This window comes from Caldicellulosiruptor bescii DSM 6725 (assembly GCF_000022325.1).
Lineage (GTDB): Bacteria > Bacillota > Thermoanaerobacteria > Caldicellulosiruptorales > Caldicellulosiruptoraceae > Caldicellulosiruptor > Caldicellulosiruptor bescii.
The window spans coordinates 2,460,986-2,482,691 of record NC_012034.1; the positions used below are offsets into that span (position 1 = coordinate 2,460,986).

The following is a 21,706-nucleotide window of genomic DNA, read 5'->3' on the forward strand; positions in this document are numbered from 1 at the left end:
TAAAAAGCCTTTTTTAAAAAGGCCTTTTTAACTTGGCTCAGAAACTTTTATTTTATGAAAGCCTTGATTCAATCAAGCTTGCAAGAGCTTCCGCATCTTTTTTAATCTCTTCATAGTCTTCACCTTCAATCATTACCCTGATTAAAGGCTCTGTGCCAGATGGTCTTATCAAAACCCTTCCTTTACCGTTTAGCTTTTCTTCAACCTTCTTGATTGCCTCTAAAATTACAGGATCTTTTGAATAAAGGTCTTTCTTGCCATTTTCAACCTTAGCGTTTACAAGCACCTGAGGATATACCTTCATGATCTTTGCAAGGTCAGAAAGCTTCTTACCACTCTCTCTTATAAGCTTTGTCAGTTGAAGACTGGTTAAAATTCCATCGCCTGTTGTTGCAAAGTCTAAAAGTATTATGTGACCTGACTGCTCACCGCCAATCGAATATCCGCCTTCAAGCATCTTTTCTAAAACATACCTGTCTCCAACTTTTGTAACTTCAAGCTCTATTCCAAGCTCTTTTGCCGCGACAAAAAGCCCCATGTTGCTCATGACTGTCACAATCAAGGTGTTGCGACTTAGTCTTCCCTGCTGTTTTAAATTTTGTGCCAAAAGAAGCATTATTTTATCGCCATCAACAATATTGCCCTCTTCATCAACAAAAAGCGTCCTGTCTGCATCACCATCATATGCAATGCCAAAGTCAGCTCTGTTTTTAACAACTTCTTGCTGGAGCATTTTGAGATGTGTAGAGCCACACTCTTTGTTGATATTTGTACCATCTGGCTGGTTATTTATTACCACAACCTCTGCACCAAGTTCTTCAAAAACTTCTGGAGCTATCTTATATGCTGCACCATTTGCACAGTCAATGACAATTTTAAGCCCTTTGAAGCTTGCTCCATTTAATGTCGATTTCAAGTATTCTTGATAATCCTTTTTAAGATCAACCCTATTTACCCTTCCTATTGCATCAAATTGAGCGTGTGGAACCTCATCCCATTTTTTGTTTAAAATAATGTCCTCAATTTTTTCTTCAATCTGGTCAGAAAGCTTAAAGCCCTGAGAATTAAAAAACTTAATACCGTTGAATTCATAAGGATTGTGTGATGCAGATATCATAATCCCTGCATCAAACCCATGTGATTTTACCAAGTAAGCTATTGCAGGTGTTGTAACAACTCCTGCCAAGTACACATCTGCTCCTACCGAGGTAAGTCCTGCACAGAGGGCTGCCTCCAGCATATCACATGAGATTCTTGTGTCCTTGCCAATCAAGATTTTAGGTTTTTTGTGCATTTCAGTGAGTACATACGCCCCAGCTCTTCCTAAGTCGAACGCAAGTTCGCATGTAAGTTCTTTATTTGCAACGCCTCTCACACCATCTGTCCCAAAAAGTTTTCCCATTCTCGTCCCCCTTTCATATGAAAGTGATTTATTACTTTATCTATTATATACCTATGTTTGAAAAATAACAATGTGAACATTTATTTTAAAGACAAAAAAAGCTGCCAGAGAAATTTTTTCAGGCAGCATGAACAAAATTTTTTACCTCAGGTATTCTCTGAGTTTTAAATCTACTTTCTTTATCCCCTCAACCACAAGCCTTGCAATCTCATAAGCACCATACATATTAAAGTGCGTATTGTCTTCTACACCTTCAGGAAACTGAGGATATTCACCCGGCTTTGCATAGACAAAGAGCTTTTTTGACTCTTCAACCCCAAGTTTTTCATAAAGCTGGGAACTCATTTGAAGCAAATCAATCAGAAAAACATTTTCTTCCTCTGCCAACTCCCTCATAGCCTTAGGGTAATCAAAATGAAGTCCGCTACCAGCAATTTTCCCATTTTCATCAAAATGTCTTCGTGCAACAGGTGTCACTAAAACCGGTACAGCTCCTCTTTTTCGTGCTTCATCTATATAAACCTTTAACATTATCTTATATGTAGTATTTGCCACAGTATATCTTTTATCATCCTTCTGGTCGTTGTGACCAAACTGGATGAAAAGATAATCACCCTCTTTTATGGTCTGAAGAATTTGTTCTAACCTTCCCTCTTCGATAAAACTTTTAGATGATCTCCCAGAGTAAGCATGATTGGAAATAGAAACTCCTTTTTTGAAAAAGCAGCCAAACGCCTGACCCCAGCCGGCATAAGGCAAATTTTCCTGGTCGCAAACAGTAGAGTCTCCAGCAAGATAAATAACAATAGGTTTTTGGGCCTCTTTAACTTCTATACTACAAACCTCAGCCCCATCAGTTTCAATTTCAAATACTATTCTTTCATCTTTTACGTTGACAGTAAATTCTTCTTGCAATACTTCTCCATATTTTATTTTTAAATCCTTTAACATTATTCTTCTTGGGAAAACCATAACATTAGCTTTTGCAACATCAACCTCGAGATTTTTAAACACAATCTTTACATCATAATTCTTATTTGGCAAGTCCACTCTGAATCTGAAAGACTCAAAACCATATTTCTTGTCACTTTTGTAAATACTACTTCTGTTTACATTTATAAAATCACTTTTCATCACGGGTTCAAAATTGAATTTGAATTCCATATAAATCCCTCCTTGTCTGACCTTTATTTCATATATATTTTACATTTTCCATCAAAATAAATCAACAAAAATACACATTATTTCAACACTAAATCTTATTAAACTCCTCTTAAAATTACAAATAATTTATTATTTGTGCAGAATGAATAATTAAATTTGTGATTTCTGCCCATTTTTGATAGGTGTTATTTGATTGTTAATAGTTCAGATGTTATAATAATTTTAAAGCTAATTATATTCAAAATTAATATTGAGAGGTGATGATAAATATATCCACAATATTCAAACATATTCCTCAATATATCATAAGAAGGTGTTGACTAATGCAATATGTATTATTTTCAGGACCTTTTAGAGCATTACGGCACAAAAATTACAGATACTACTGGTTTGGGCAGGCAATATCGGTGATTGGCTCATGGATGCAGAACATGGCAATGCAGTGGCTGGCTTTAAGCATTACAAATTCAGCACTGCTTCTTAGTATTGTCACTGCATGTGAACAAGTACCTGTAATGTTTATTTCGCTTTTTGCAGGGGCAATACTTGATAAAAGGCAAAAAAGAAGGATTATTTTGTTAACTCAAAGCCTTCTTCTATTCTTTGCTTTCATTCTATTTTTGATTACATATACTCACACAGTTCGCTACTGGCACTTAGTAGTTTTAGCTATTTTAAGAGGTCTTGTAACAACATTTGATAACCCTGCAAGACAGTCTTATATGATAACTCTCGTTGGAAAAGAAGACCTGCCGAACGCTGTTGGTCTTAACTCTATGATTTTTAATCTTGCAAGAATCATAGGCCCTGCTGTCGCAAGCTTGGTTATATCAACAGCAGGAATTGAAATGTGTTTTTTGGCAAATGCTATAAGTTTTGTGCCAGTTATTATAGGTGTATTTCTGATTGACGCCAAAGAGCCTCAAAAAGAGGAAAATGGTAAAAGCGTTTTTTCAGAGGTGGTTGAAGGGCTCAAGTATGTATATATGAACAAAGTGCTTCTGAGAGCAATATCGCTTGTTTTAATCATGGGCATATTTATTCTCAATTTTAATGTTCTTATTCCTGTGTATGCAAAACTTGCTCTGGGCAGAAATGAAACAGGTTTTGGTTTTTTGATGTCATCGATGGGCATTGGCTCACTGATGGGCGCATTTTTGACAGCTACAAGAAGAAAGGAAAAGATTAATTTAAATCTCCTTTTTAAGTTCATCCTCTCTGTGTCAATAGTTTACATTTTTCTTGGTCTTAACAAAAGCTATGCAGTTGCTTGCGTACTATTTGTGTTTGTAGGGCTTCTTGCAATAAGCTTTAACACAAGCGCAAACGCACTTTTGCAGCTTTCATCAAGTGATGACTTCAGAGCAAGGGTTCTGAGTATCTACTTTCTTTGCAATGCTGGAACAACACCAATTGGAAATCTATTTACAGGAACAATTTCACAAAAAATCTCTCCATGGGCTGGATTTTACATACCTGGCCTTGCTACAATAGCTTTGACCACAATGGTTCTTATCACCACATTTAAGAAAAAGAACCTTGAAAAAACTAAATAATCTTAATTAATACCATCAAAAATGGCATTATTACAACCGAAAACACAGTAGAATATGTAATCATAGCAGTAGCGAATTCATAATCACCATTATATACTCTTGAGATTATAGCTGAATTTACCATCACAGGCATAGCAGACATTATGATAAACACATCTCGCATGAGTTTGGGAACGGGAATAAAATGTGAAAGAAGCCAAGTGATAAAAGGTGTAATAAGGAATCTGCCTGCAAATACTAAAATGCTATCTTTGTCTAATCTGAAATTTTTAAATCCCATCTCGTACATTGTTATTCCAACACAGAAGATGGAAAGGGGGGTTGTAAGCCCTCCTACCATTTTAAAGCTATCAAATATAAATTTTGGAAGCTTTATCTGCAAAAGTACAAGACCAACTCCTATCAAAAATCCTATCAGAGGCGGGTTAAATATACGTTTCAGGGTATCTATGCTCAAAACATTTTGTTTTTCTTCTCTGTTGTCCTTAATAATTCCATATACACCAAGTGTCCACCAGATTGTTGTGTTAGCCATGTAATAAAGCAAAGTATAAGGTGTTGCGACATCTCCAAAAAGCGCAAGAGACATAGGAAGTCCTACAAATATCGAATTTGAAAGAGAAAATATTGCAGCAAAAAGACCTCTTCTGTGAACTTTTACATTTGCAACTCTTGCAATTATCACAGCCATACTGTAAGAAAGCAGGATTGATAAAAATGGAATCAAAAGTCCTCTTGCCGAATGTTCAAGCTCATTTTTTGTAAAGGTCGAAGTAAGGTTTACTATCATATAAAGTGGCAGCGACACATTTACAACAACCTTTGCAAAAAGGTCTGATACTTTTGAGTCAAACCACCTATACTTTGCAAGAAAATATCCGAGCATCAGGACAAATAAAATAACCAGTACACCCTGTATAGCATTGACAAATGTATGTAACAATATAAAGCCCCCCTGACAATTTTCTTGTCAAATTTTTTGCATGGCTTTCAAAATATTATAACACTAAACCTTTAAAAAGTAGATAATATTAAATTGTAAATTCTTTAATTCAAAAAGTCAACATAATTAAATACAATTCCAATATTTTTATTTTGGAATTTATAAAATGTTTTATGGCTTTTGGCTTTTGAAAATTCAATAAATATGTGTTTTGTTAAACATTTATCTTAAAATTTTCGTTTCAGATTTAAAATAATCCACTTTAAAATGCTATTGATTGCTGTTATAATTAAGGTCAAAGTGTTAGAAATCATGAATAATTTTGTGGGAGGCTTAAAATGGAGAGAGAATTTCAGCTCTGGGAAAAGATCAAAGACATAACATATCAGTATCTTGATTTTACATTGAACTACAGGCAAAGTGGTCATCCTGGTGGGTCTCATTCAAAAGCTCACATGCTTATCTCTCTTTTATTTGGAAAGAAGATGTTATATGACATTAGAAAGCCTGAATATAGATTCAACGACAGGCTAATTCTCTCAGCCGGACACACAATACCAATTATTTATTCTATTTTTGCAGTTATTGGTGATGCTTTTGATGAGATGTACAGACAAACCAAAGATGAAAAATATTTGATTGCTGAAGATAGACTTGTACGATACTACGACCTTCTCACTTTCAGGCACAGAGGCGGACTTCCCGGGCATGCTGAGTCAAGCAGAAAGACACTGCTATTGAAATTCAACACAGGACCCTCTGCTCATGGTCTTCCAGCATCTGTTGGACAAGCTTTGGCGCTCAAAAAAGCAGGTCTTCAAAACGTAAAAGTCTTTTTAGTTGAAGGTGAAGGTGCACTGACAGCAGGTGCCACACATGAATCTCAAAATGGTGCATGGGCATATGGACTTGGTAATCTTTTCTGGCTTTTGGACTGGAACGATTTTGGAATAGATGACAGACCATTTTCATCTGTTGTATATGGCACACCTGAAGAGTGGTTTTCTGCTCATGGTTGGAAGGTTCATGGAACAATGAACGGTCATAGTTGGCAGGATGTTTACTTTACAATCAAAAGAGGAGTAGAAGAGGCAGATGAGAATATTCCTAATCTCATGTGGTTTAAGACCAAAAAAGGATATGAGTATGGTGTGTATGACAACAAATCTCACGGTGTGCCCCACAAGAAAAACTCAGAGATTTTCTGGGAGACAAGAAAACCTTTCATGGAAAAGTACAGTGTTGAATTTGTGGGTTTTGGAAAACCTGCGCCATCTGATCCGGATGAAGAGAAAAAACAATGGGAAGAAAACCTCAAGATTATAAATAAGGTACTTACAAAAGATGAAGAGCTTTTAAAGTATATCACAGACACACTTATTGAGATTGCAGAAGCTTTGCCAAAAGAAGCACCTTCAACATTTGTTTTAAACCAGAACCCATATAAAGACCCGGCTATATATGATTACAAAAACTATCCTGAGTGGCTTTTTGCAAAGCCAGGTGAGAACGTTCCAAACAGAGCAGCCTTAGCAAAATGGGGAATGTATATAAACGGTGTGGTCGGCAGAAAGTACGGAAGACCTCTTGTGATTGCAACATCTGCTGACCTTACAGAGTCAACAAACCTTCACGGTTTTGGTCTTGGGAAAGATGATTTTGGTGGATTTGGAGTGTATGATAGAGAAAAAAATATAAACGGAGCAGTTTTACCATCTGCAATAACAGAGTTTTTAAATGCTGGTGTGTGTGCAGGATTGGCAACAGTAAATTTGAGTGAAAATCCATATGAAGATTTCAATGGTTTTTGGGCTATAACATCAACATATGGGTCATTTATGTATCTCAAATATGGCGCAATAAGGCTATTTTCACAAATGGCTCAAGACTCACCAATAAAGTTTGGCAAGGTCATTTGGGTAGCAGGTCATTCTGGCCCGGAGACTGCTGAAGATTCAAGAACACACTTTGGGATATTTGAACCTGGAGTTTTGCAGCTTTTACCGAAAGGAAAGATTATAAATCTTTACCCTTGGGAACACAACGAAGTACCCGTTTTACTTGGCGCTGCACTTGCAACTGACATAAACAACATAGCTCTGCATCTTACAAGACCACCAATTGAAATACCAGACAGAAACGCACTTGGTATTCCGTCACATTTTGAAGCCGCGAAAGGAGCGTATATCATAAATGATTTTGACCCAAATAGAAGAAAGGACGGAACGATAATTGTCAGGGGCACAAGCACAACCTACAATTTAATAAAACTTCTGCCTCAGCTTAGAAAAGATTTTAACCTTAAGATAATTGCTGCACCAAGCTTTGAACTTTTCATGATGCAGGAAGATGAGTACAGAAATAAGGTTCTGCCGCTTGAAGACTGGATAGACTCCATGGTAATCACAAACGAGAGCAAAAAGCTCATGCATGACTGGATATTTTCAAAAGTGTCTGAAGAATACTCACTTTCAAGCGACTGGGATGATAGTTGGCGAACAGGTGGAACAGTTGATGAGGTTTTAAAAGAAGCGCACCTTGATTGCGACAGCATATACAGCGGCATTGAAAGGTTTGTAAAGGACAGAGAAAAAAGAATTGCAATGTTGAAAAATATCTTATAGCATCCCCCAGCAAATCTATTTAAAGATAATTTTAGCGGGATGAGAAGAAATCTCAATCTTCTCCCTCCCGCTCTTTTTTTACTGTGATTTGTTAAGCTCTCTGAATTTGTTGGGAGATACACCCTCAAACTTCTTGAAAGCCTTGGTAAACCCACTTACCTCTGTGTATCCTATCATCTTAGCAATCTGAGACACCGAATAGTCGGTTGATAGAAGAAGTTCTTTTGCTCTGTGCATTCTCAAGTTCTGGATATAATCGCTTATATTCTGCCCTGTCTTTTCTTTGAAGATTGCTGAAAGATACTGCGGAGTTATATTGAACTTATCTGCGATTGTAGAAAGTGATATCTCTGAGCTTGAATACTGCTGATGAATATAGTCCAAAATATTTGAAATCAGGTCATTGCCTATTTTCTGCTTGTTAACTATCACATTCTCTGCAAGTATTTTATAGTCTTCCTGTATTGTTTGAAGGACCTTTTTTGGATTCTTCTCTTCAATTATTAACCTCATAACCTTTTCTGGTTCAGGTTTTTGTTTTTCCCCGACTTTGTTTGGAATACTGTTTAAAAGTTGATAGTAAAGCCCATAAAGATATATAAGTATCATCTTGGCCATATGAGGTGAGTTTGCCGCTGTTATATGATTTTTGATATTTTCAAATACCTCATAAACCCCTTCAACCTTACCTTCTTTAACAACATTTATAATTTTGTTTTCAATGTCTTTGGGTAAAAACTCCTTTTCGGACGTTATATCTTGAGAGAGCTCAGAAAACTTGAAAATCTTCATATTAGGCTTTACAAATTTCAATGAAAGAACTTTTTCGGCCTGCTCATATGCAAACTTTAAATTTATTATGCCCATAACCATCCCGCTTATACCTACAGACATATAAATTGAAAAGTTTTTCTCTAAAAACTCTATCATATTTTCAAATATTTCTGAAAGCTCTTTAATACTATCCTTAACATTATCATTAATTTCAACAATAACACTCAACCTTGTCCTTGAAAACAAAACATCCCAGTGTTTGAAACCATATGTCTCTAAAAGCTCATCCATAACGTTTGTAACAACAAGAGTTACAAGAGAATATTCACTATCACTTTCTTCTTTTATAAACCCTGAGCAGTCATCTATCTCTATCAAACATACCAAAAATTTTGCATCTTGTTTTTGCATTTCAAGGGTTTTTAGTTCTAATTCACCTATGTTCTCAGGCAATGCACTGCCAAGAAGCAACTGATACAATAAATTATTTTTTATAATTGGAGAAAATCTCATTATTTGCTTTTTCAGTTCCTCTTCTTTAGAAAGTGTTTGAACAACGAGGTCTCTTATAAAATCAAATTCGTTCTTTTCAGGCTCAGAACTCTTTACTTCACTACCTGCTTGCAACAATCTCTTTATCTCACTCAGCGGTCTGTAGTTTTGCATACTGAAGAAAAATATAAGTATACTGCCAATAATACTCATAAATCCAAGAAGAAAAAGGCTCAGATTACGTATTTTTCGTATCTCTTCAAAAAAACTGTCAACAGGTACCATGGATATATATTTCCAACCATAAATAGGTGATATAACATAATATATTATCCATTTTTCACCGTTTAATGTAAGCTCTTTGATTGTAAAGTCATTGTATATTGAAAAGTTAAGTTTTGGCAATAATATATTCTGCTTTTCTGCAGAAACTTTAAGAACTTGATTGTTGTCTCTATCCAGAATCCAAAGTATCCCTTTAGGGTAGCTTACAATTTCTTTCATTGTACTGACAATCTTGCTTTGGTCTATTATTACAAACACATTTGCATTTTTACCATCTATTATCCATCGTGATAAAGTATTTGCGAATACAATTGTAGAAAGATTTTTATAGTCTGCTTTTATTTTAAAAGAAGGTATATATTTCATTTTGTATTCGCCGCTCAAAAACTCAAGCCATTTTTCATAGCTCATATCAAGCGGTCTGTTTATATATGTATAGTAGTTATAAGGTGTTGTAGTATATGACGGACCTACAATGAGGTTCTCAGAAGGAATGTATATGAAAGCATCAATTATATATGAATTTTTATATGTCTGTGAATATATTTCTCTGCAAAGATTTCTGATATTAAGGAGTCTGTCACTGCTGTCAAGCGCTTCTTTGGCTTCAGGTAGAAAAATAAAATAATATGGATTTAAATTTATCCAATCTGCAAGAGATTCAACAGACTTTACAATCTCATTCTCAACCTTGTCCTCAAGCTGAGTAAGTGCAGTTTTGTTATATCTATATAGGCTACTCATCATGATGTCTTTTATACTAAAATAAGACCCAATACCTATCAAAAGCGGAATGATAAAAATAACAAGATATGAAAAGATAAATCGCCACAATATTTTCTTGAACATACTTAAAAAAATCCTCCTCAAATATCATATATTTAAACCCTCATTTTTGGGCAATTTCAATTATAATACAAGCAATATTGAAAAGCAATGAAACAAATTGCAAAGAAAATATAAATGATGAGTACATTTTTAAGAAGCTTAATATTGTCCTTTAAACCTTAACATTTTCCTCTTTCAAAAAGCCTCACCTCCCCTTTATAATAAAAGCTGTAAAGCCCGCTGACAAGTTGCTAAAAACAATAAACTTTTGTCGCGGGTAATTTGGAAAAAATCAATAAAAACTTTCAAAACGAGGAGGTTTAAAGATGGATTGGTTCAAATCTTCTAAAAAGGTTTTAAGTATTATCGTAGTTATTGCATTTGCCTTATCGCTTGTAATTCCAGCATTTATTTCATCAACCTCAATAGCTTATGCAAAAACAATACCAACACTTACCTATTTTGTTCGTCTTGACCCCAAGGTTGCAACATCTTACAACAGCTACTCTTCAATTGCTGCTTACCAGCTTTTGCAGAAAAAACTTGGGGTAAAGATTGTGTTCAAGCACCCACCGGTTGGCGGAGAGACAGACCAGTTCAACTTAATGGTTGCATCAAGACAGCTGACAGACATCATTGAGTGGAACTGGGTTGATAACTATCCTGGTGGACCTGTAAAAGCAATGCTTGATAAGGTAATCATAAGGCTCAATGACTATATGCCAAAATATGCTCCAAATTTATCAAAATACTTACAGCAACATCCTGACATCAAAAAACTTATTGTTACAGACGATGGTGACATTTACGGATTCCCAGCTCTTCGTGGAACAAACCCAAAAATTGCATGCGTATACTATGGACCTCAAATACGAAATGATTGGTTGAAAAAGCTCGGATTAAAAGAACCAGAAACAGTTGATGACTGGTACAAGGTTTTGAAAGCATTTGTAACAAAAGACCCAAACGGCAATGGCAAAAAGGATGAAAGAGGATTTACAATTCTGCGAAATGCTTCAAACCCGAGATATGCATTTGATTATTCTTCCTTCTTAGTTGGTGCATGGGGAATAAAAACAGATTTCTTCCAGATAAATGGAAAGGTCAAATATGGTCCGTTAGAACCACAATACAAACAGTTTATAGCAACACTTCAGAAGTGGTGGAAAGAGGGCCTCATAGACCCGGATATCCTAACAATGAACCAGAAGGTTATAAGAGCAAATGTTCAAAACGATGTAATTGGTGCGTGGATAGGACTTCTTTCTGGCGATATGGGCTTCTTCTTGAACCTGAAGAAAGATATAATAGCTACCAAGTTCCCTGTGCTCAAGAAAGGTGAACAGCCACTTTTAGGACAGGCTGAGTTCTTGTTCGCTCGAACAAGCGCGGCTATAACTACTGCATGTAAAGACATACCAACTGCTATGAAGGTGCTTGACTGGGGTTACAGCAAAGAAGGATATGAAGCGTTCAACTATGGTGTACTTGGAAAGTCTTATATTAAGAAAGATGGCAAGGTTTACTATACAGATGAAATCTTGAAAAACCCACAGGGACTTTCTGCAGCAGAAGCTTTAGCAAAATATGCTCGTGCATCAATCAGCGGTCCTTTTGCTCAAGCTGATGAGTATTATCTACAGATTCAAATGATGTATCCACAACAAAAAGAAGCTGTCATGCAAAAATGGTCTGATGTCAAAAATGACAGAATTTTGCCACCACTTTCGTTTACAGACGAAGAATCCAAGAGACTTGCAAATATTATGAATACAGTCAACACGTACTATGATGAAATGTTCTTAAGACTTATGACTGGAAAAGCAACAAATGTTGATGCATTTGTAAAAACTCTTAAACAAATGAAGATTGATGAGGCTATTAAGATTTATCAAGCTGCATATGACAGATGGAAAAAGAGAAAATAAGATAAAATATGCATAAGAAAAAAGAGCCTTGCAACAAGGCAAAAATTATCGCTTTTCTTAAAAAACCTTATTGCAAGGCTCTTTTTATAAATCTTCTTTGAGGAGGTTCAAAGGATTATGGAAAAAGCAACAATTAAGTCTTATCAGCCAAGTAGATGGCAAGAACTCAAAAAAGACCTTATACGCAACAAAAGCCTCTATTTAATGATTATCCCCGTTGTGGCTTATTATTTTATATTCCATTACATCCCTATGTACGGTCTTCAAATAGCTTTTAAAGACTTTACACCAGCAAAAGGTATTTGGGGCAGTCCATGGGTTGGTTTGGAAAAGTTTAAAGAGTTCTTTGTTTACGATAGCTTTTATGTCTGGAGAATAATCAGAAATACAATACTCATAAACGTTTATGACCTCATATTTGGCTTTCCTGCACCGATAATATTTGCACTGCTTTTAAATGAAATCAAAAACAGCATATACAAAAGGACTCTTCAGACAGTAAGCTACATGCCACACTTTATATCAACAGTCGTTATTGTTGGTATGATTATGGACTTTTTTGCAAGAGATGGTCTTATAAATCAGATTTTAAAATCTCTCGGTATTTTATCAGAACCAATCTCCTTCATGACAGAACCTGGCTGGTTCAGACCACTTTACGTTGGCTCGGGTATTTGGCAAAACCTTGGCTGGGGCTCGATTGTGTACCTTGCTGCAATCTCAAACATAGACCCACAACTTTACGAAGCAGCACTGATTGATGGTGCTGGAAGGTTCAGACAGACACTTTATGTCACAATACCAGGAATACTGCCAACAATTGTTATAATGTTTCTTCTCAGAGTTGGACACATGATGAACGTCGGGTTTGAAAAGGTATTTTTGATGTACAATCCTTTGACATATGAAACAGCAGATGTTATTTCAACCTATGTATACAGAAAAGGTCTTTTGGAGATGGATTATAGCTATGGTGCTGCGGTTGGGCTTTTCAACTCTGTAATCAACTTCTTACTGGTCATATTCTCAAATAAGATTGCTAAAAAACTTACAGAAACATCGCTTTGGTAAGAAAAGGGGTGAACTTTGAAGATGAAAATAAGAAAAAGTGCAGGCGAAATAATATTTGATACTTTCAACTATATATTCTTAGGACTGCTGTGCTTTACAATGCTGTATCCAATGCTATATGTTATATTTGCTTCATTTAGCAATCCTATTAAGCTTATGGCATATAGAGGTCCTTTATTGCGACCACTTGACTTTTCTGTTGAGGCATACAAGCTTTTACTTAGCTACCCCATGATTTGGATAGGTTACAGAAATACACTTGTTTACGTTGTTGTAGGAACAGCTATAAACATTCTTCTTACCACAATGGGCGGGTATGTTCTTTCAAGAAAAAACTTAAAGCTCAAAAACCCAATAATGTTTTTCATAGCATTTACCATGTACTTTAGTGGCGGTATGATTCCAACTTACCTTCTTGTCCAATCACTTGGGATGATAGACACAATCTGGGCAATGATAATTCCAGGTGCAATTTCAACAACAAACCTGATTATAATGAGAACTGGTTTCCACGCAGTGCCGGACAGCTTGGAAGAGTCTGCAAGGATAGATGGAGCAGGGGACTGGACAATACTTTTTAGAATCATGATACCCCTTGCAATGCCAATGATAGCGGTAATGATACTCTTTTATGCTGTAGGTCACTGGAACGCGTTTTTCAGTGCGATTATATACCTGCGTTCAAGAGAACTTTATCCACTTCAGCTTGTTTTAAGAGAGATACTTATTATGAACAGCACAGAGAATATGACAACAGGAATTTCAGATGCATCTGACAGGTTTGCTGTGACAGAGCTTATAAAGTATGCAGCGATTGTCGTATCGACAGTACCAATCCTGTGTATATATCCATTTTTGCAAAAGTATTTTGTAAAAGGGGTCATGATTGGGGCTATTAAAGAGTAATATTTTGTGGTATAATAAAATAAACTTAAACAAAAGAAAAGCGGGGAAAATACAATATGAACAAAGACAAAATAGCTGCACAACTTTATACAGTCCGTGAATTTTTTAAAACAGAAGAAGAAATATACCACAGCCTTAAGAAAATAAGCGAAATTGGCTTTAAAGCTATTCAGATATCAGGAATTGGTAAAATTCACCCAAAAAGATTAAAAGAGATATGCGATGAATTTGGTTTGAAAATATGTGCAACACATATACCTTTTGAAAGACTCAAAGAAGAGATTGAGAGTGTTATTAGTGAACATAAGATTTACGAATGCCTGCACATTGCAATACCCTCTGCCCCTTCTGAATACAGGTCGCAAGAGGGTGCTATAGCATTTGCTGCTGAGTGCAATGAAATTGGTAAAAAATTGAAAGATGAAGGAATTACACTTTCTTATCACAACCACAGTTTTGAATTTAAAAAATATGATGGCAAGACATGGTTTGAACTTTTTATTGAAAGCTCAAATCCAGAATATCTCATGATAGAAATTGATACTTATTGGATCCAGTTTGCGGGAGCAAACCCTGAAAAGTGGATAAGAAGTTTAGAAGGTCGAATTCCTCTTATACATCTTAAAGATATGGGAATGATTGAAGATTTCAGACAAGGCATGTTTGAAGTAGGATTTGGAAATTTGGACTGGGATGGAATAATAGCTTCTTGCAATGAGGCAGGAGTTGAATGGTATATAATTGAACAGGATGTGTGTCAGCGTCTGCCTTTTGAAAGCCTTAAAATGAGCTTTGATTTCCTTGTGAAAAATTATTCAGACTGAGAAATTATTTAAAAATAAAATAATGGCTTGAGAATGACAACTTCTCAAGCCATTTGTTTTTAAATGGGGTATAAAGCTTTAAAGGAGCCCTTTTTACAATCTATTTTTTCAATTTTATTTCTAACCTCAAAATCCTTTGCCTTTTATCTTTTCAATCTCTTTTAAAACCTCCTCATCACTTTCAAGAGGAAGTTTTACAGGTCTTCCTGTCAAGCTTGAGAGGTAAATGGCAAGTATAATTTCAACAGGATGTCTACCTTCCTCAGCGGGGATAAGTGGTTTTGTTCCGGTTTTTATAGCATTTATTACATCTCTGTACTGTCTTACATGTCCTTCTTCTTTGATGGCGGCAGAAGATGCACCAACAGGACCTCTGTCATCCTTTTTATAACTCTCCAAATACTCCTTCTCAGACCCATCTTTGAAGTAAAGACTTTCAAGCTGGGTGTTAACAGCTATTGCAGAACCATGTTCACCAAAAATCTCAAGCCGCGTTTCAAAACCGGGATATGCACTTGTTGTTCCAACTATCTCGCCTATCGCACCATTTTCAAACTTGACACAAGCCACAGCACCATCTTCAACTTCTATCCGCTTATGTGCTCTTGTTGTGCAATAGGCAAAAACCTCCACAACCTTTCCAACAATCCACTGGATCATGTCTATGTAATGTATTGATTGGTTCATGAGCGCACCGCCACCGTCCAAGTTCCATGTCCCACGCCAGTCACCACTGTCATAATACTCTTGCGACCTGTACCATTTAGTGTAGCTTGTTGCTAAAACTATGTTGCCAAACTTTCCTTCATTCATGAGCCTTTTTAAAAGTTGCATACAATCGCTGTATCTGTGCTGTGAAATTATAGAAATCACCACATTGTTCCTGTTTTGAGCTTCTATTATTCTGTCAGCTTTAGACAATGTTATATCCATGGGCTTTTCAACAATGACATGTTTTTTGCTATCGGCTGCTAAAGCTGCCATATCAGCATGCATACCAGATGGTGTGCAGATTGAAATAACATCTATATCAGAATCAAGAAGCATTTTTTCATAATCAGTATATATCTTTTTCACACCAAAATCTTGGGCAAGTTTTCTTGCTCTGTCTTCTATAACATCGCACACAGCAACAAGCTCCGCATCACTTGAAAGAGCTGAAATAGCAATCGCATGTGTCTTTGATATAACCCCACAGCCCGCAATAGCAAACTTAAGCTTTGACATTTTTTAAATCTCTCCTTCCTCATCGATGATCTTTTTAATTGCTCTATAAGCCCTCGCAAAGTTTTCAGGTCCACCACCAGGAAGGTTATTGTTAAGATGAGGTTCAATCGACAAAAAACCACAAAAGTCTATCATCTTTAGTGCTTCTATCACATCTTTTATTCTTCCGTCACCCTCGCCCGCAACGGTAACACTTCCATCTGAAAATTTTGCGTCTTTTATGTGTACATACTCAATATAATCCTTTAAAAGCTCAAATGCATGAGGATAGACCTCTACTTTGCACTGAACAAAATTGGCCGGGTCAAATGTTGCTCTCAAATTAGGTGAGTTGATCTCAGAGAGGATTTTAAAACACCTTTCAGCATTGCTTCCATAAATCTCTTTTTCATTTTCGTGAAGAAGAACAAGATTTTCTTTTCTGGCAATTTCAGTAAACTTCAAAAGCCTTTCTATGACAACATCTGTATACTTTTCTTCTTCACCATCTGGAACATAAAATGAAAAGATGCGTACGTATTTTGTCTCAAGGATGTGCGCAAGATGGAGGATGTACTTGAAAAGTTCAAGATACTTTTCAAAGTCGCAGTTTACATCAACCTTGCCGATTGGAGACCCTATTGCTGAAACCTTTATACCACTATCTTTCAACTTTTCTATAATTTCTTTTGCTTCATTTTCAGTATAATCTGCAATGTTTTTCCCATTTGCAGACCGAAATTCTAAATACTCTATACCATGTTTTTTCAAAACCTCTATTTGTTCATCCAAACTGCTTGATATCTCATCTCCAAATGCTGAGAATATAAATTTATACATTATCTCATCAAACCCCCTTGTTCAAATTCCATTCGACATAATTCCATAACAAAAAGTTAACTTTAAAAAACTATAAAAATTGTGATTAAGAAAGATTTTTTGTTTTTATGTGTTTTTAAATATATTTTACACCTATTGATTTTCATTTTCAACAATAAAACCAAAAAAAATAAGCTGGCAAAATTATGCCAGCCATTTTTTATTTCTCTTTGAATTTATATTCATTTTCAATTCTCTTTATCATAGAATCATACAAAAGCTTGGAAAGACCTATTCCACCTTGTTTTGTAGCATTTTTTGAAACCTCATCAACAAACATGTCGTTAAAGATATCATCTGCAATGCCTTCCTTAAAAAGTCCACCTTTGGGTATCGACTTTTGCATCTGTTTAAAAATGGTGGAAAGCATTATCGATTCAAATTCTTCACACGCTTCTTTGAGTTTCTGTTTATCTTTCTCAGAATATGCTTTTTCAAGCTTGTCTATGACAGAGTTACCAATTCCCCGTTGATAATCTGCCTGAATTTTAATGTTTGATACCTCACTCATTCACAATTACCTGCCTTATAAAACTTATCTTTTCAGGTTGTTTGCCATGGAAAGCATATCATCAGCTGTTTGGATAGCTTTGGAATTTATCTCATACGCTCTTTGAGCAATAATTAACTTTACCATCTCATCAACAACTTGAACATTCGACATCTCCAAAAATCCCTGCAAAATCCTGCTTTTTTGACCTTCCATCTCCTCTTCAGACATAGGGTCACCAGATGCAGCAGAAACATTATACAGGTTTTTTCCCTCTGCTAAAAGTCCTTGAGGGTTTATAAATCTTACTATCTTGATTTTAAAACCTGAATCCTGAATTTGGCCATCTTGATCCTTATAGGTAATCCTTCCTGTTTCATCTATTGTGATACTTGAGATTGCAGTCTCTGGAAGAACAATCTCAGTGTCGCCCTCTGCTAAAACAGGATATCCATCTGAAGTCACAAGTTTTATTTGCCCCTCAACATTGGAAACTTTAAAACTCCCATCCCTTGTATATCTTGGGCCGTTGGGAGTTGATACAACAAAAAATCCTTCCCCCTGAATTGCCAGATCAAGCGGGTTTTCAGTCCTCTCCAAGTTTCCTTCTGCAAAGCTTTTTGTTATAGCAGAGATTGTGACACCATGACCTATTTGGAGACTTACAGGCTTTCCATCACCTGCAACAACATCTGCTCTTGAGAGGGTCTCATACAAAAGATCTTTGAACTCAGCCTTGTCTTTTTTGAAAGCTGTTGTATTAACATTGGCAAGGTTGTTGGATATGATATCAACATTTGTCTGCTGCGCTTTCATACCAAGAGCGGCAGAATAAAGTGCTCTCATCATTTTTTCCTCATTCCTCCTTTACATTTCTAAATCTTCTCGCCAAGATACACCCCGATTACTTTCTCGCAATCTCATTTACTGCTTTTTGCAACGTCTCATCCTGAATAACAAACGCCTTCTGGTTAGCTTCATACGCCCGCAGTACACTTATCATGTTGACCATCTCTTGAACAGAATTTACGTTAGAACCTTCCAAATATCCTTGAAGCACCTTGCCTGAAAATGGTATCTGTTGAACCGCAGCATCTGCTTCAAACAGGTTATTGCCAACTTTGCGAAGAAGGCTTTTATCCTGAAAATCAACAACCCTAAGTCTGTCAACTATTCTTCCATTCTGATAGACATTCCCCTGCTCATCAATTCTTACTTGCCCGCCATTTTGAAGAACAATCCTTCCGTTCTGTCCAAGGACGTAAAAACCATTAAGTGTTACAAGCTCTCCCCGCGAATTTAAAGTAAACGCACCATTTCTGGTATAAAAGATTTGCTGAGCACCCTGATTTTCTGGCACCTCAATGGTAAAAAATCCATCTCCTTTTATTGCCAAGTTCAGAGGTTCATCTGTTTTTATGTAAAGTCCCTGTGAAAAGTCGCTTACAATCCTTGACACATCTGCGCCAAGTGACATATATCCTATTGCATTGTCAGGCGAAGAAACTTTGTCGTATATCCTATAGACAAGCATGTTTCTGAAACTTTCAACCTGCGCAACATCCCTTTTAAATCCGGTTGTGCTCACATTTGCCACGTTGTTTGCTGTTATGTCCATTAGTTTTTGATTCAAAATCATTCCAGATGCCGATGTGTAAATTCCTCTAATCATCTTTTCTGCAATCCCCTTTTTTTATCTGACTCTTGGGTCTTTTATAAGACTTGCTTCCAAAACATCTAAGGATTCTAACGCCTTCCCTGTTCCAAGGGCAACGCACGACACAGGGTCATCTGCAATCCTTGTAGGAATCCCTGTCTTTTCAGAAATTAGCTTGTCAAGCCCCCACAAAAGGCTTCCTCCGCCTGTCATCACTATTCCAGTTGAGGTAATGTCTGCTGCAAGTTCAGGTGGTGTATTTTCCAAGACTCTGTGCACAGCTTCAATTATAGCCGAAACAGGCTCTTCTAAAGCCAGAAGCATCTCGTCAGATGTAACAGTTATCGTCTTTGGAAGTCCTGTCAGAAGGCTTCTTCCGCGCACTTCCATAGATTCTACCCTTGGTTTTTTGTATGCACATCCAATGTTTATTTTGAGCTCTTCTGCAGTTCTTTCGCCTATAGCAACACTGTGTTTCTTTCTTATATATCGGATAATTGCTTCATCAAATTTATCCCCCGCAACTTTAATGGATTCGCTGACAACCGCCCCACCAAGAGAAATCACCGCAATGTCTGTTGTTCCACCACCGATGTCAATCACCATGCATCCTACCGGCTTTGAGATGTCAAGCCCTGCACCAATCGCAGCTGCAATTGGCTCTTCTATTAAAAATGTCTGTTTTGCGCCTGCTTCGTATGTTGCATCTAAGACTGCTCTTTTTTCAACCTCAGTAACGCCTGATGGCACACATACAACAACCCTCGGCTTGAAAAATACCCTTTTGCCAAGTACCTTACCCAAAAAATATTTCAGCATTGCCTCTGTGACCTCATAGTCTGAAATGACACCGTCGCGAAGAGGTCTTACCGCCACGATATTACCCGGTGTTCTTCCAATCATTCGTCTTGCTTCTTCTCCAACTGCCAAAATCTGTTTTCTTGTTTGCTCTATCGCAACAACTGATGGTTCTCTTAAAACTATACCCTTTCCTTTCACATACACCAAAACTGTTGCTGTACCCAAATCTATTCCTATATCTGTTCCAAACGCCATAAGCCGCCCTATCCTTTCTATTTTTCTTTTTTGTAAATATACCTTAAATATATTTTAATTTTTAATTTGCATATTTTCAATGAATTTTATATACAATTTTTTAGAAAACAAAAAAGGCTCTCGCCGCACTCACTTTTAAACTGCCGCAAAAGCCCTGTAATCTTCTTACTTCCCAGTTTTGAAATACTGGATTGCTCGCTGTAGCTGTTTGTCTACATATTTGGATTTTACAAACTCTAAAAACTTCTCATTTAGCTTTTTCTGCGTTGTTATATCAAGCACTCCAGAAGGATAAAGCTTATTGTCTTTCTGGAACTTTTTAACCGCAGCCACTGTGCTATCATCCATCTTGGCTGTCCAGTTGCTTAAATATCCAAGGTAGAAAAGCCTTTGCTGAGCTGCCAAAACCTCCAAGTCCATATCACCTTTTTTGAACTTCTTGGTTGCGCTCAGGCTCAAAATCTTATCAGGTCCAAACTGGGAGAGTGAGTCGTCCTGAACCTCTATGTCTGGCACAACACCTTTTCCTTCAACATAATAGCCAGACGGTGACTTGTACTTTGCAACTGTAACTTTGGCAACATATCCTTTCTTGGTACCTGTCTCAGGAAGGCCAATTAGAGTCTGAACAGTTCCTTTGCCATATGTCTTTGTACCAATAACAACCCCAACTTTTCTATCTTTTATAGCTTGGGCAAAAATCTCCGAAGCAGAAGCACTCGACTCGTTAGTCAAAACTGCAAGCCTATACTTTGTTTCTTTGTTTTTTGATTTATACTCATCTTTATAAGTATTATATTCAATTGTTACAATTGGTCCTTCTGGCACAAAATATTCACATATCTTTACAACCTCATCCAAAAGTCCGCCGGGGTTGTTTCGAATATCAAAAATAATATTTTTGATACCTTTTTTATCAAACTCATCAAGAGCTTTTTTGATATCATTGGAACAGCCCTGTGTAAACTGTGTAAGTTTTATATATCCTATATTATTATCAAGTACCTTATACTCAACAACAGGTATCTTTATTTTTTTTCTTACGATAGAAAATCTGTAAGTCTTACCATCTCTTAAGATGTCAATCACAACAGTTGTGCCTTCCTGCCCGCGAATGAGCTTAACAGCATCATCTGTTGTTTTCCCAACCAGAGACTTTCCATCTGCTGCTATAATTTTATCACCAACTTTCAGACCCGCTTCTTTTGCAGGTGTTCCATCAAAAACTCCTACAATAACTATGTAGTCCTCCTGTTTTTCTATCTGGATACCTATTCCCGAAAACTCGCCATTTACGCTCTGGGTAAAGTCCTGAGCCTGCTGTGGTTTCATGTACTCTGAATATTTGTCAAGGCTCTTGAAAAGCCCTGTAAACATCATATCAATAAGCTCATCATAACTGTACTTGCCTATATGATACACCTTTGCAACCTGCAGCACCTTTTTGATATAATCCATCTGCTTGTCTGTAGGAAAATCATTTGAGATTATAAAAAACTGGGAATACACAGGAACTGCAACAAATATTGAAAGCGCAACCATTACAGCTAAAATCTTTATCAAGATTTTCTTATTACTTCTCATCTCTCTCCTGCCTCCACATCATGATTTTTTGTATGTT

Annotated in this window: 17 protein-coding genes; 6 read left to right on the top strand and 11 right to left on the bottom strand. The window is 36.5% G+C overall.

Going from position 1 to position 21,706, the window contains the following annotated elements; all coding sequences use genetic code 11:
* Positions 1–52 precede the first annotated feature (52 nt).
* Positions 53–1,402 carry a phosphoglucosamine mutase gene (glmM, locus tag ATHE_RS11705; protein ID WP_015908649.1) on the bottom strand — a complete coding sequence of 450 codons (1,350 nt, stop codon included), beginning with the start codon at positions 1,400–1,402 and terminating at the stop codon, positions 53–55.
* Positions 1,403–1,543: 141 nt separating this feature from the next.
* Entirely contained in the window at positions 1,544–2,566 is a 1,023-nt protein-coding gene (locus ATHE_RS11710; RefSeq protein WP_015908650.1) for a rhamnogalacturonan acetylesterase, read from the bottom strand.
* A 323-nt stretch (positions 2,567–2,889) separates the two neighbouring features.
* Here ATHE_RS11710 and ATHE_RS11715 point away from each other — a divergent pair, with 323 nt between their 5' ends.
* Positions 2,890–4,122, top strand: coding sequence for an MFS transporter (locus ATHE_RS11715; RefSeq protein ID WP_015908651.1), 1,233 nt, complete (start codon positions 2,890–2,892; stop codon positions 4,120–4,122).
* Here the strand turns inward: ATHE_RS11715 and ATHE_RS11720 are convergent.
* Positions 4,115–5,065: an AEC family transporter gene (locus ATHE_RS11720; protein ID WP_015908652.1), complete on the bottom strand. Its 951-nt coding sequence runs from the start codon at positions 5,063–5,065 to the stop codon at positions 4,115–4,117. The genes ATHE_RS11715 and ATHE_RS11720 overlap by 8 nt on opposite strands.
* A gap of 338 nt (positions 5,066–5,403) precedes the next feature.
* Between ATHE_RS11720 and ATHE_RS11725 the strand changes: the two genes are divergently transcribed.
* Positions 5,404–7,689 (top strand): transketolase family protein, encoded by a 2,286-nt coding sequence (locus tag ATHE_RS11725; protein WP_015908653.1) that lies wholly within the window; start codon positions 5,404–5,406, stop codon positions 7,687–7,689.
* Positions 7,690–7,767: 78 nt separating this feature from the next.
* Here ATHE_RS11725 and ATHE_RS11730 read toward each other — a convergent pair whose 3' ends face one another.
* Complete coding sequence (locus ATHE_RS11730; protein WP_015908654.1) at positions 7,768–10,089, bottom strand: helix-turn-helix domain-containing protein; 2,322 nt, start codon at positions 10,087–10,089, stop codon at positions 7,768–7,770.
* A gap of 305 nt (positions 10,090–10,394) precedes the next feature.
* Here ATHE_RS11730 and ATHE_RS11735 point away from each other — a divergent pair, with 305 nt between their 5' ends.
* The 4 genes from ATHE_RS11735 to ATHE_RS11750 all read left to right on the top strand — a co-directional run bounded on the left by ATHE_RS11735 (position 10,395) and on the right by ATHE_RS11750 (position 14,797).
* The gene (locus tag ATHE_RS11735) at positions 10,395–11,996 is read left to right on the top strand and encodes a type 2 periplasmic-binding domain-containing protein (RefSeq protein WP_015908655.1); all 1,602 of its coding nucleotides are present in this window, start codon (positions 10,395–10,397) and stop codon (positions 11,994–11,996) included.
* A 117-nt stretch (positions 11,997–12,113) separates the two neighbouring features.
* Positions 12,114–13,067: an ABC transporter permease gene (locus tag ATHE_RS11740; RefSeq protein WP_015908656.1), complete on the top strand. Its 954-nt coding sequence runs from the start codon at positions 12,114–12,116 to the stop codon at positions 13,065–13,067.
* 21 nt (positions 13,068–13,088) lie between these two features.
* Positions 13,089–13,973 (top strand): carbohydrate ABC transporter permease, encoded by an 885-nt coding sequence (locus tag ATHE_RS11745; RefSeq protein WP_013429291.1) that lies wholly within the window; start codon positions 13,089–13,091, stop codon positions 13,971–13,973.
* Between the two features lie 56 nt (positions 13,974–14,029).
* Positions 14,030–14,797, top strand: a complete 768-nt coding sequence (locus ATHE_RS11750; protein ID WP_015908657.1) for a sugar phosphate isomerase/epimerase family protein — start codon at positions 14,030–14,032, stop codon at positions 14,795–14,797.
* Between the two features lie 126 nt (positions 14,798–14,923).
* Here ATHE_RS11750 and ATHE_RS11755 read toward each other — a convergent pair whose 3' ends face one another.
* From ATHE_RS11755 to ATHE_RS11785, 7 genes are all read right to left on the bottom strand, one after another.
* Entirely contained in the window at positions 14,924–16,024 is a 1,101-nt protein-coding gene (locus ATHE_RS11755) for a Gfo/Idh/MocA family protein (RefSeq protein WP_015908658.1), read from the bottom strand.
* Between the two features lie 3 nt (positions 16,025–16,027).
* Complete coding sequence (locus tag ATHE_RS11760; protein WP_015908659.1) at positions 16,028–16,843, bottom strand: sugar phosphate isomerase/epimerase family protein; 816 nt, start codon at positions 16,841–16,843, stop codon at positions 16,028–16,030.
* Between the two features lie 199 nt (positions 16,844–17,042).
* On the bottom strand, positions 17,043–17,393 hold the full coding sequence (locus ATHE_RS11765; RefSeq protein WP_015908660.1) for a rod-binding protein: 351 nt from the start codon (positions 17,391–17,393) through the stop codon (positions 17,043–17,045).
* Positions 17,394–17,417: 24 nt separating this feature from the next.
* A complete protein-coding gene (gene flgG / locus ATHE_RS11770; RefSeq protein ID WP_015908661.1) occupies positions 17,418–18,221 on the bottom strand; it encodes a flagellar basal-body rod protein FlgG in 804 nt (267 codons plus the stop codon).
* Positions 18,222–18,276: 55 nt separating this feature from the next.
* Positions 18,277–19,044, bottom strand: coding sequence for a flagellar basal-body rod protein FlgF (flgF, locus tag ATHE_RS11775; protein ID WP_015908662.1), 768 nt, complete (start codon positions 19,042–19,044; stop codon positions 18,277–18,279).
* 21 nt (positions 19,045–19,065) lie between these two features.
* Entirely contained in the window at positions 19,066–20,085 is a 1,020-nt protein-coding gene (gene mreB / locus ATHE_RS11780; RefSeq protein WP_015908663.1) for a rod shape-determining protein, read from the bottom strand.
* Positions 20,086–20,250: 165 nt separating this feature from the next.
* Positions 20,251–21,669, bottom strand: coding sequence for a S41 family peptidase (locus ATHE_RS11785; protein WP_015908664.1), 1,419 nt, complete (start codon positions 21,667–21,669; stop codon positions 20,251–20,253).
* Positions 21,670–21,706 lie beyond the last annotated feature (37 nt).

Bases quoted from the DNA above. Each gene is read 5' to 3' on its own strand.
- ATHE_RS11725 (WP_015908653.1), top strand. From the start codon at position 5,404: ATGGAGAGAGAATTTCAGCTCTGGGAAAAGATCAAAGACATAACATAT.
- ATHE_RS11745 (WP_013429291.1), top strand. From the start codon at position 13,089: ATGAAAATAAGAAAAAGTGCAGGCGAAATAATATTTGATACTTTCAAC.
- flgG (WP_015908661.1), bottom strand. From the start codon at position 18,221: ATGATGAGAGCACTTTATTCTGCCGCTCTTGGTATGAAAGCGCAGCAG.
- mreB (WP_015908663.1), bottom strand. From the start codon at position 20,085: ATGGCGTTTGGAACAGATATAGGAATAGATTTGGGTACAGCAACAGTT.
- ATHE_RS11740 (WP_015908656.1), top strand. From the start codon at position 12,114: ATGGAAAAAGCAACAATTAAGTCTTATCAGCCAAGTAGATGGCAAGAA.
- ATHE_RS11750 (WP_015908657.1), top strand. From the start codon at position 14,030: ATGAACAAAGACAAAATAGCTGCACAACTTTATACAGTCCGTGAATTT.
- ATHE_RS11710 (WP_015908650.1), bottom strand. From the start codon at position 2,566: ATGGAATTCAAATTCAATTTTGAACCCGTGATGAAAAGTGATTTTATA.
- ATHE_RS11715 (WP_015908651.1), top strand. From the start codon at position 2,890: ATGCAATATGTATTATTTTCAGGACCTTTTAGAGCATTACGGCACAAA.
- ATHE_RS11755 (WP_015908658.1), bottom strand. From the start codon at position 16,024: ATGTCAAAGCTTAAGTTTGCTATTGCGGGCTGTGGGGTTATATCAAAG.
- ATHE_RS11785 (WP_015908664.1), bottom strand. From the start codon at position 21,669: ATGAGAAGTAATAAGAAAATCTTGATAAAGATTTTAGCTGTAATGGTT.
- ATHE_RS11730 (WP_015908654.1), bottom strand. From the start codon at position 10,089: ATGTTCAAGAAAATATTGTGGCGATTTATCTTTTCATATCTTGTTATT.
- ATHE_RS11735 (WP_015908655.1), top strand. From the start codon at position 10,395: ATGGATTGGTTCAAATCTTCTAAAAAGGTTTTAAGTATTATCGTAGTT.
- ATHE_RS11760 (WP_015908659.1), bottom strand. From the start codon at position 16,843: ATGTATAAATTTATATTCTCAGCATTTGGAGATGAGATATCAAGCAGT.
- glmM (WP_015908649.1), bottom strand. From the start codon at position 1,402: ATGGGAAAACTTTTTGGGACAGATGGTGTGAGAGGCGTTGCAAATAAA.
- ATHE_RS11765 (WP_015908660.1), bottom strand. From the start codon at position 17,393: ATGAGTGAGGTATCAAACATTAAAATTCAGGCAGATTATCAACGGGGA.
- flgF (WP_015908662.1), bottom strand. From the start codon at position 19,044: ATGATTAGAGGAATTTACACATCGGCATCTGGAATGATTTTGAATCAA.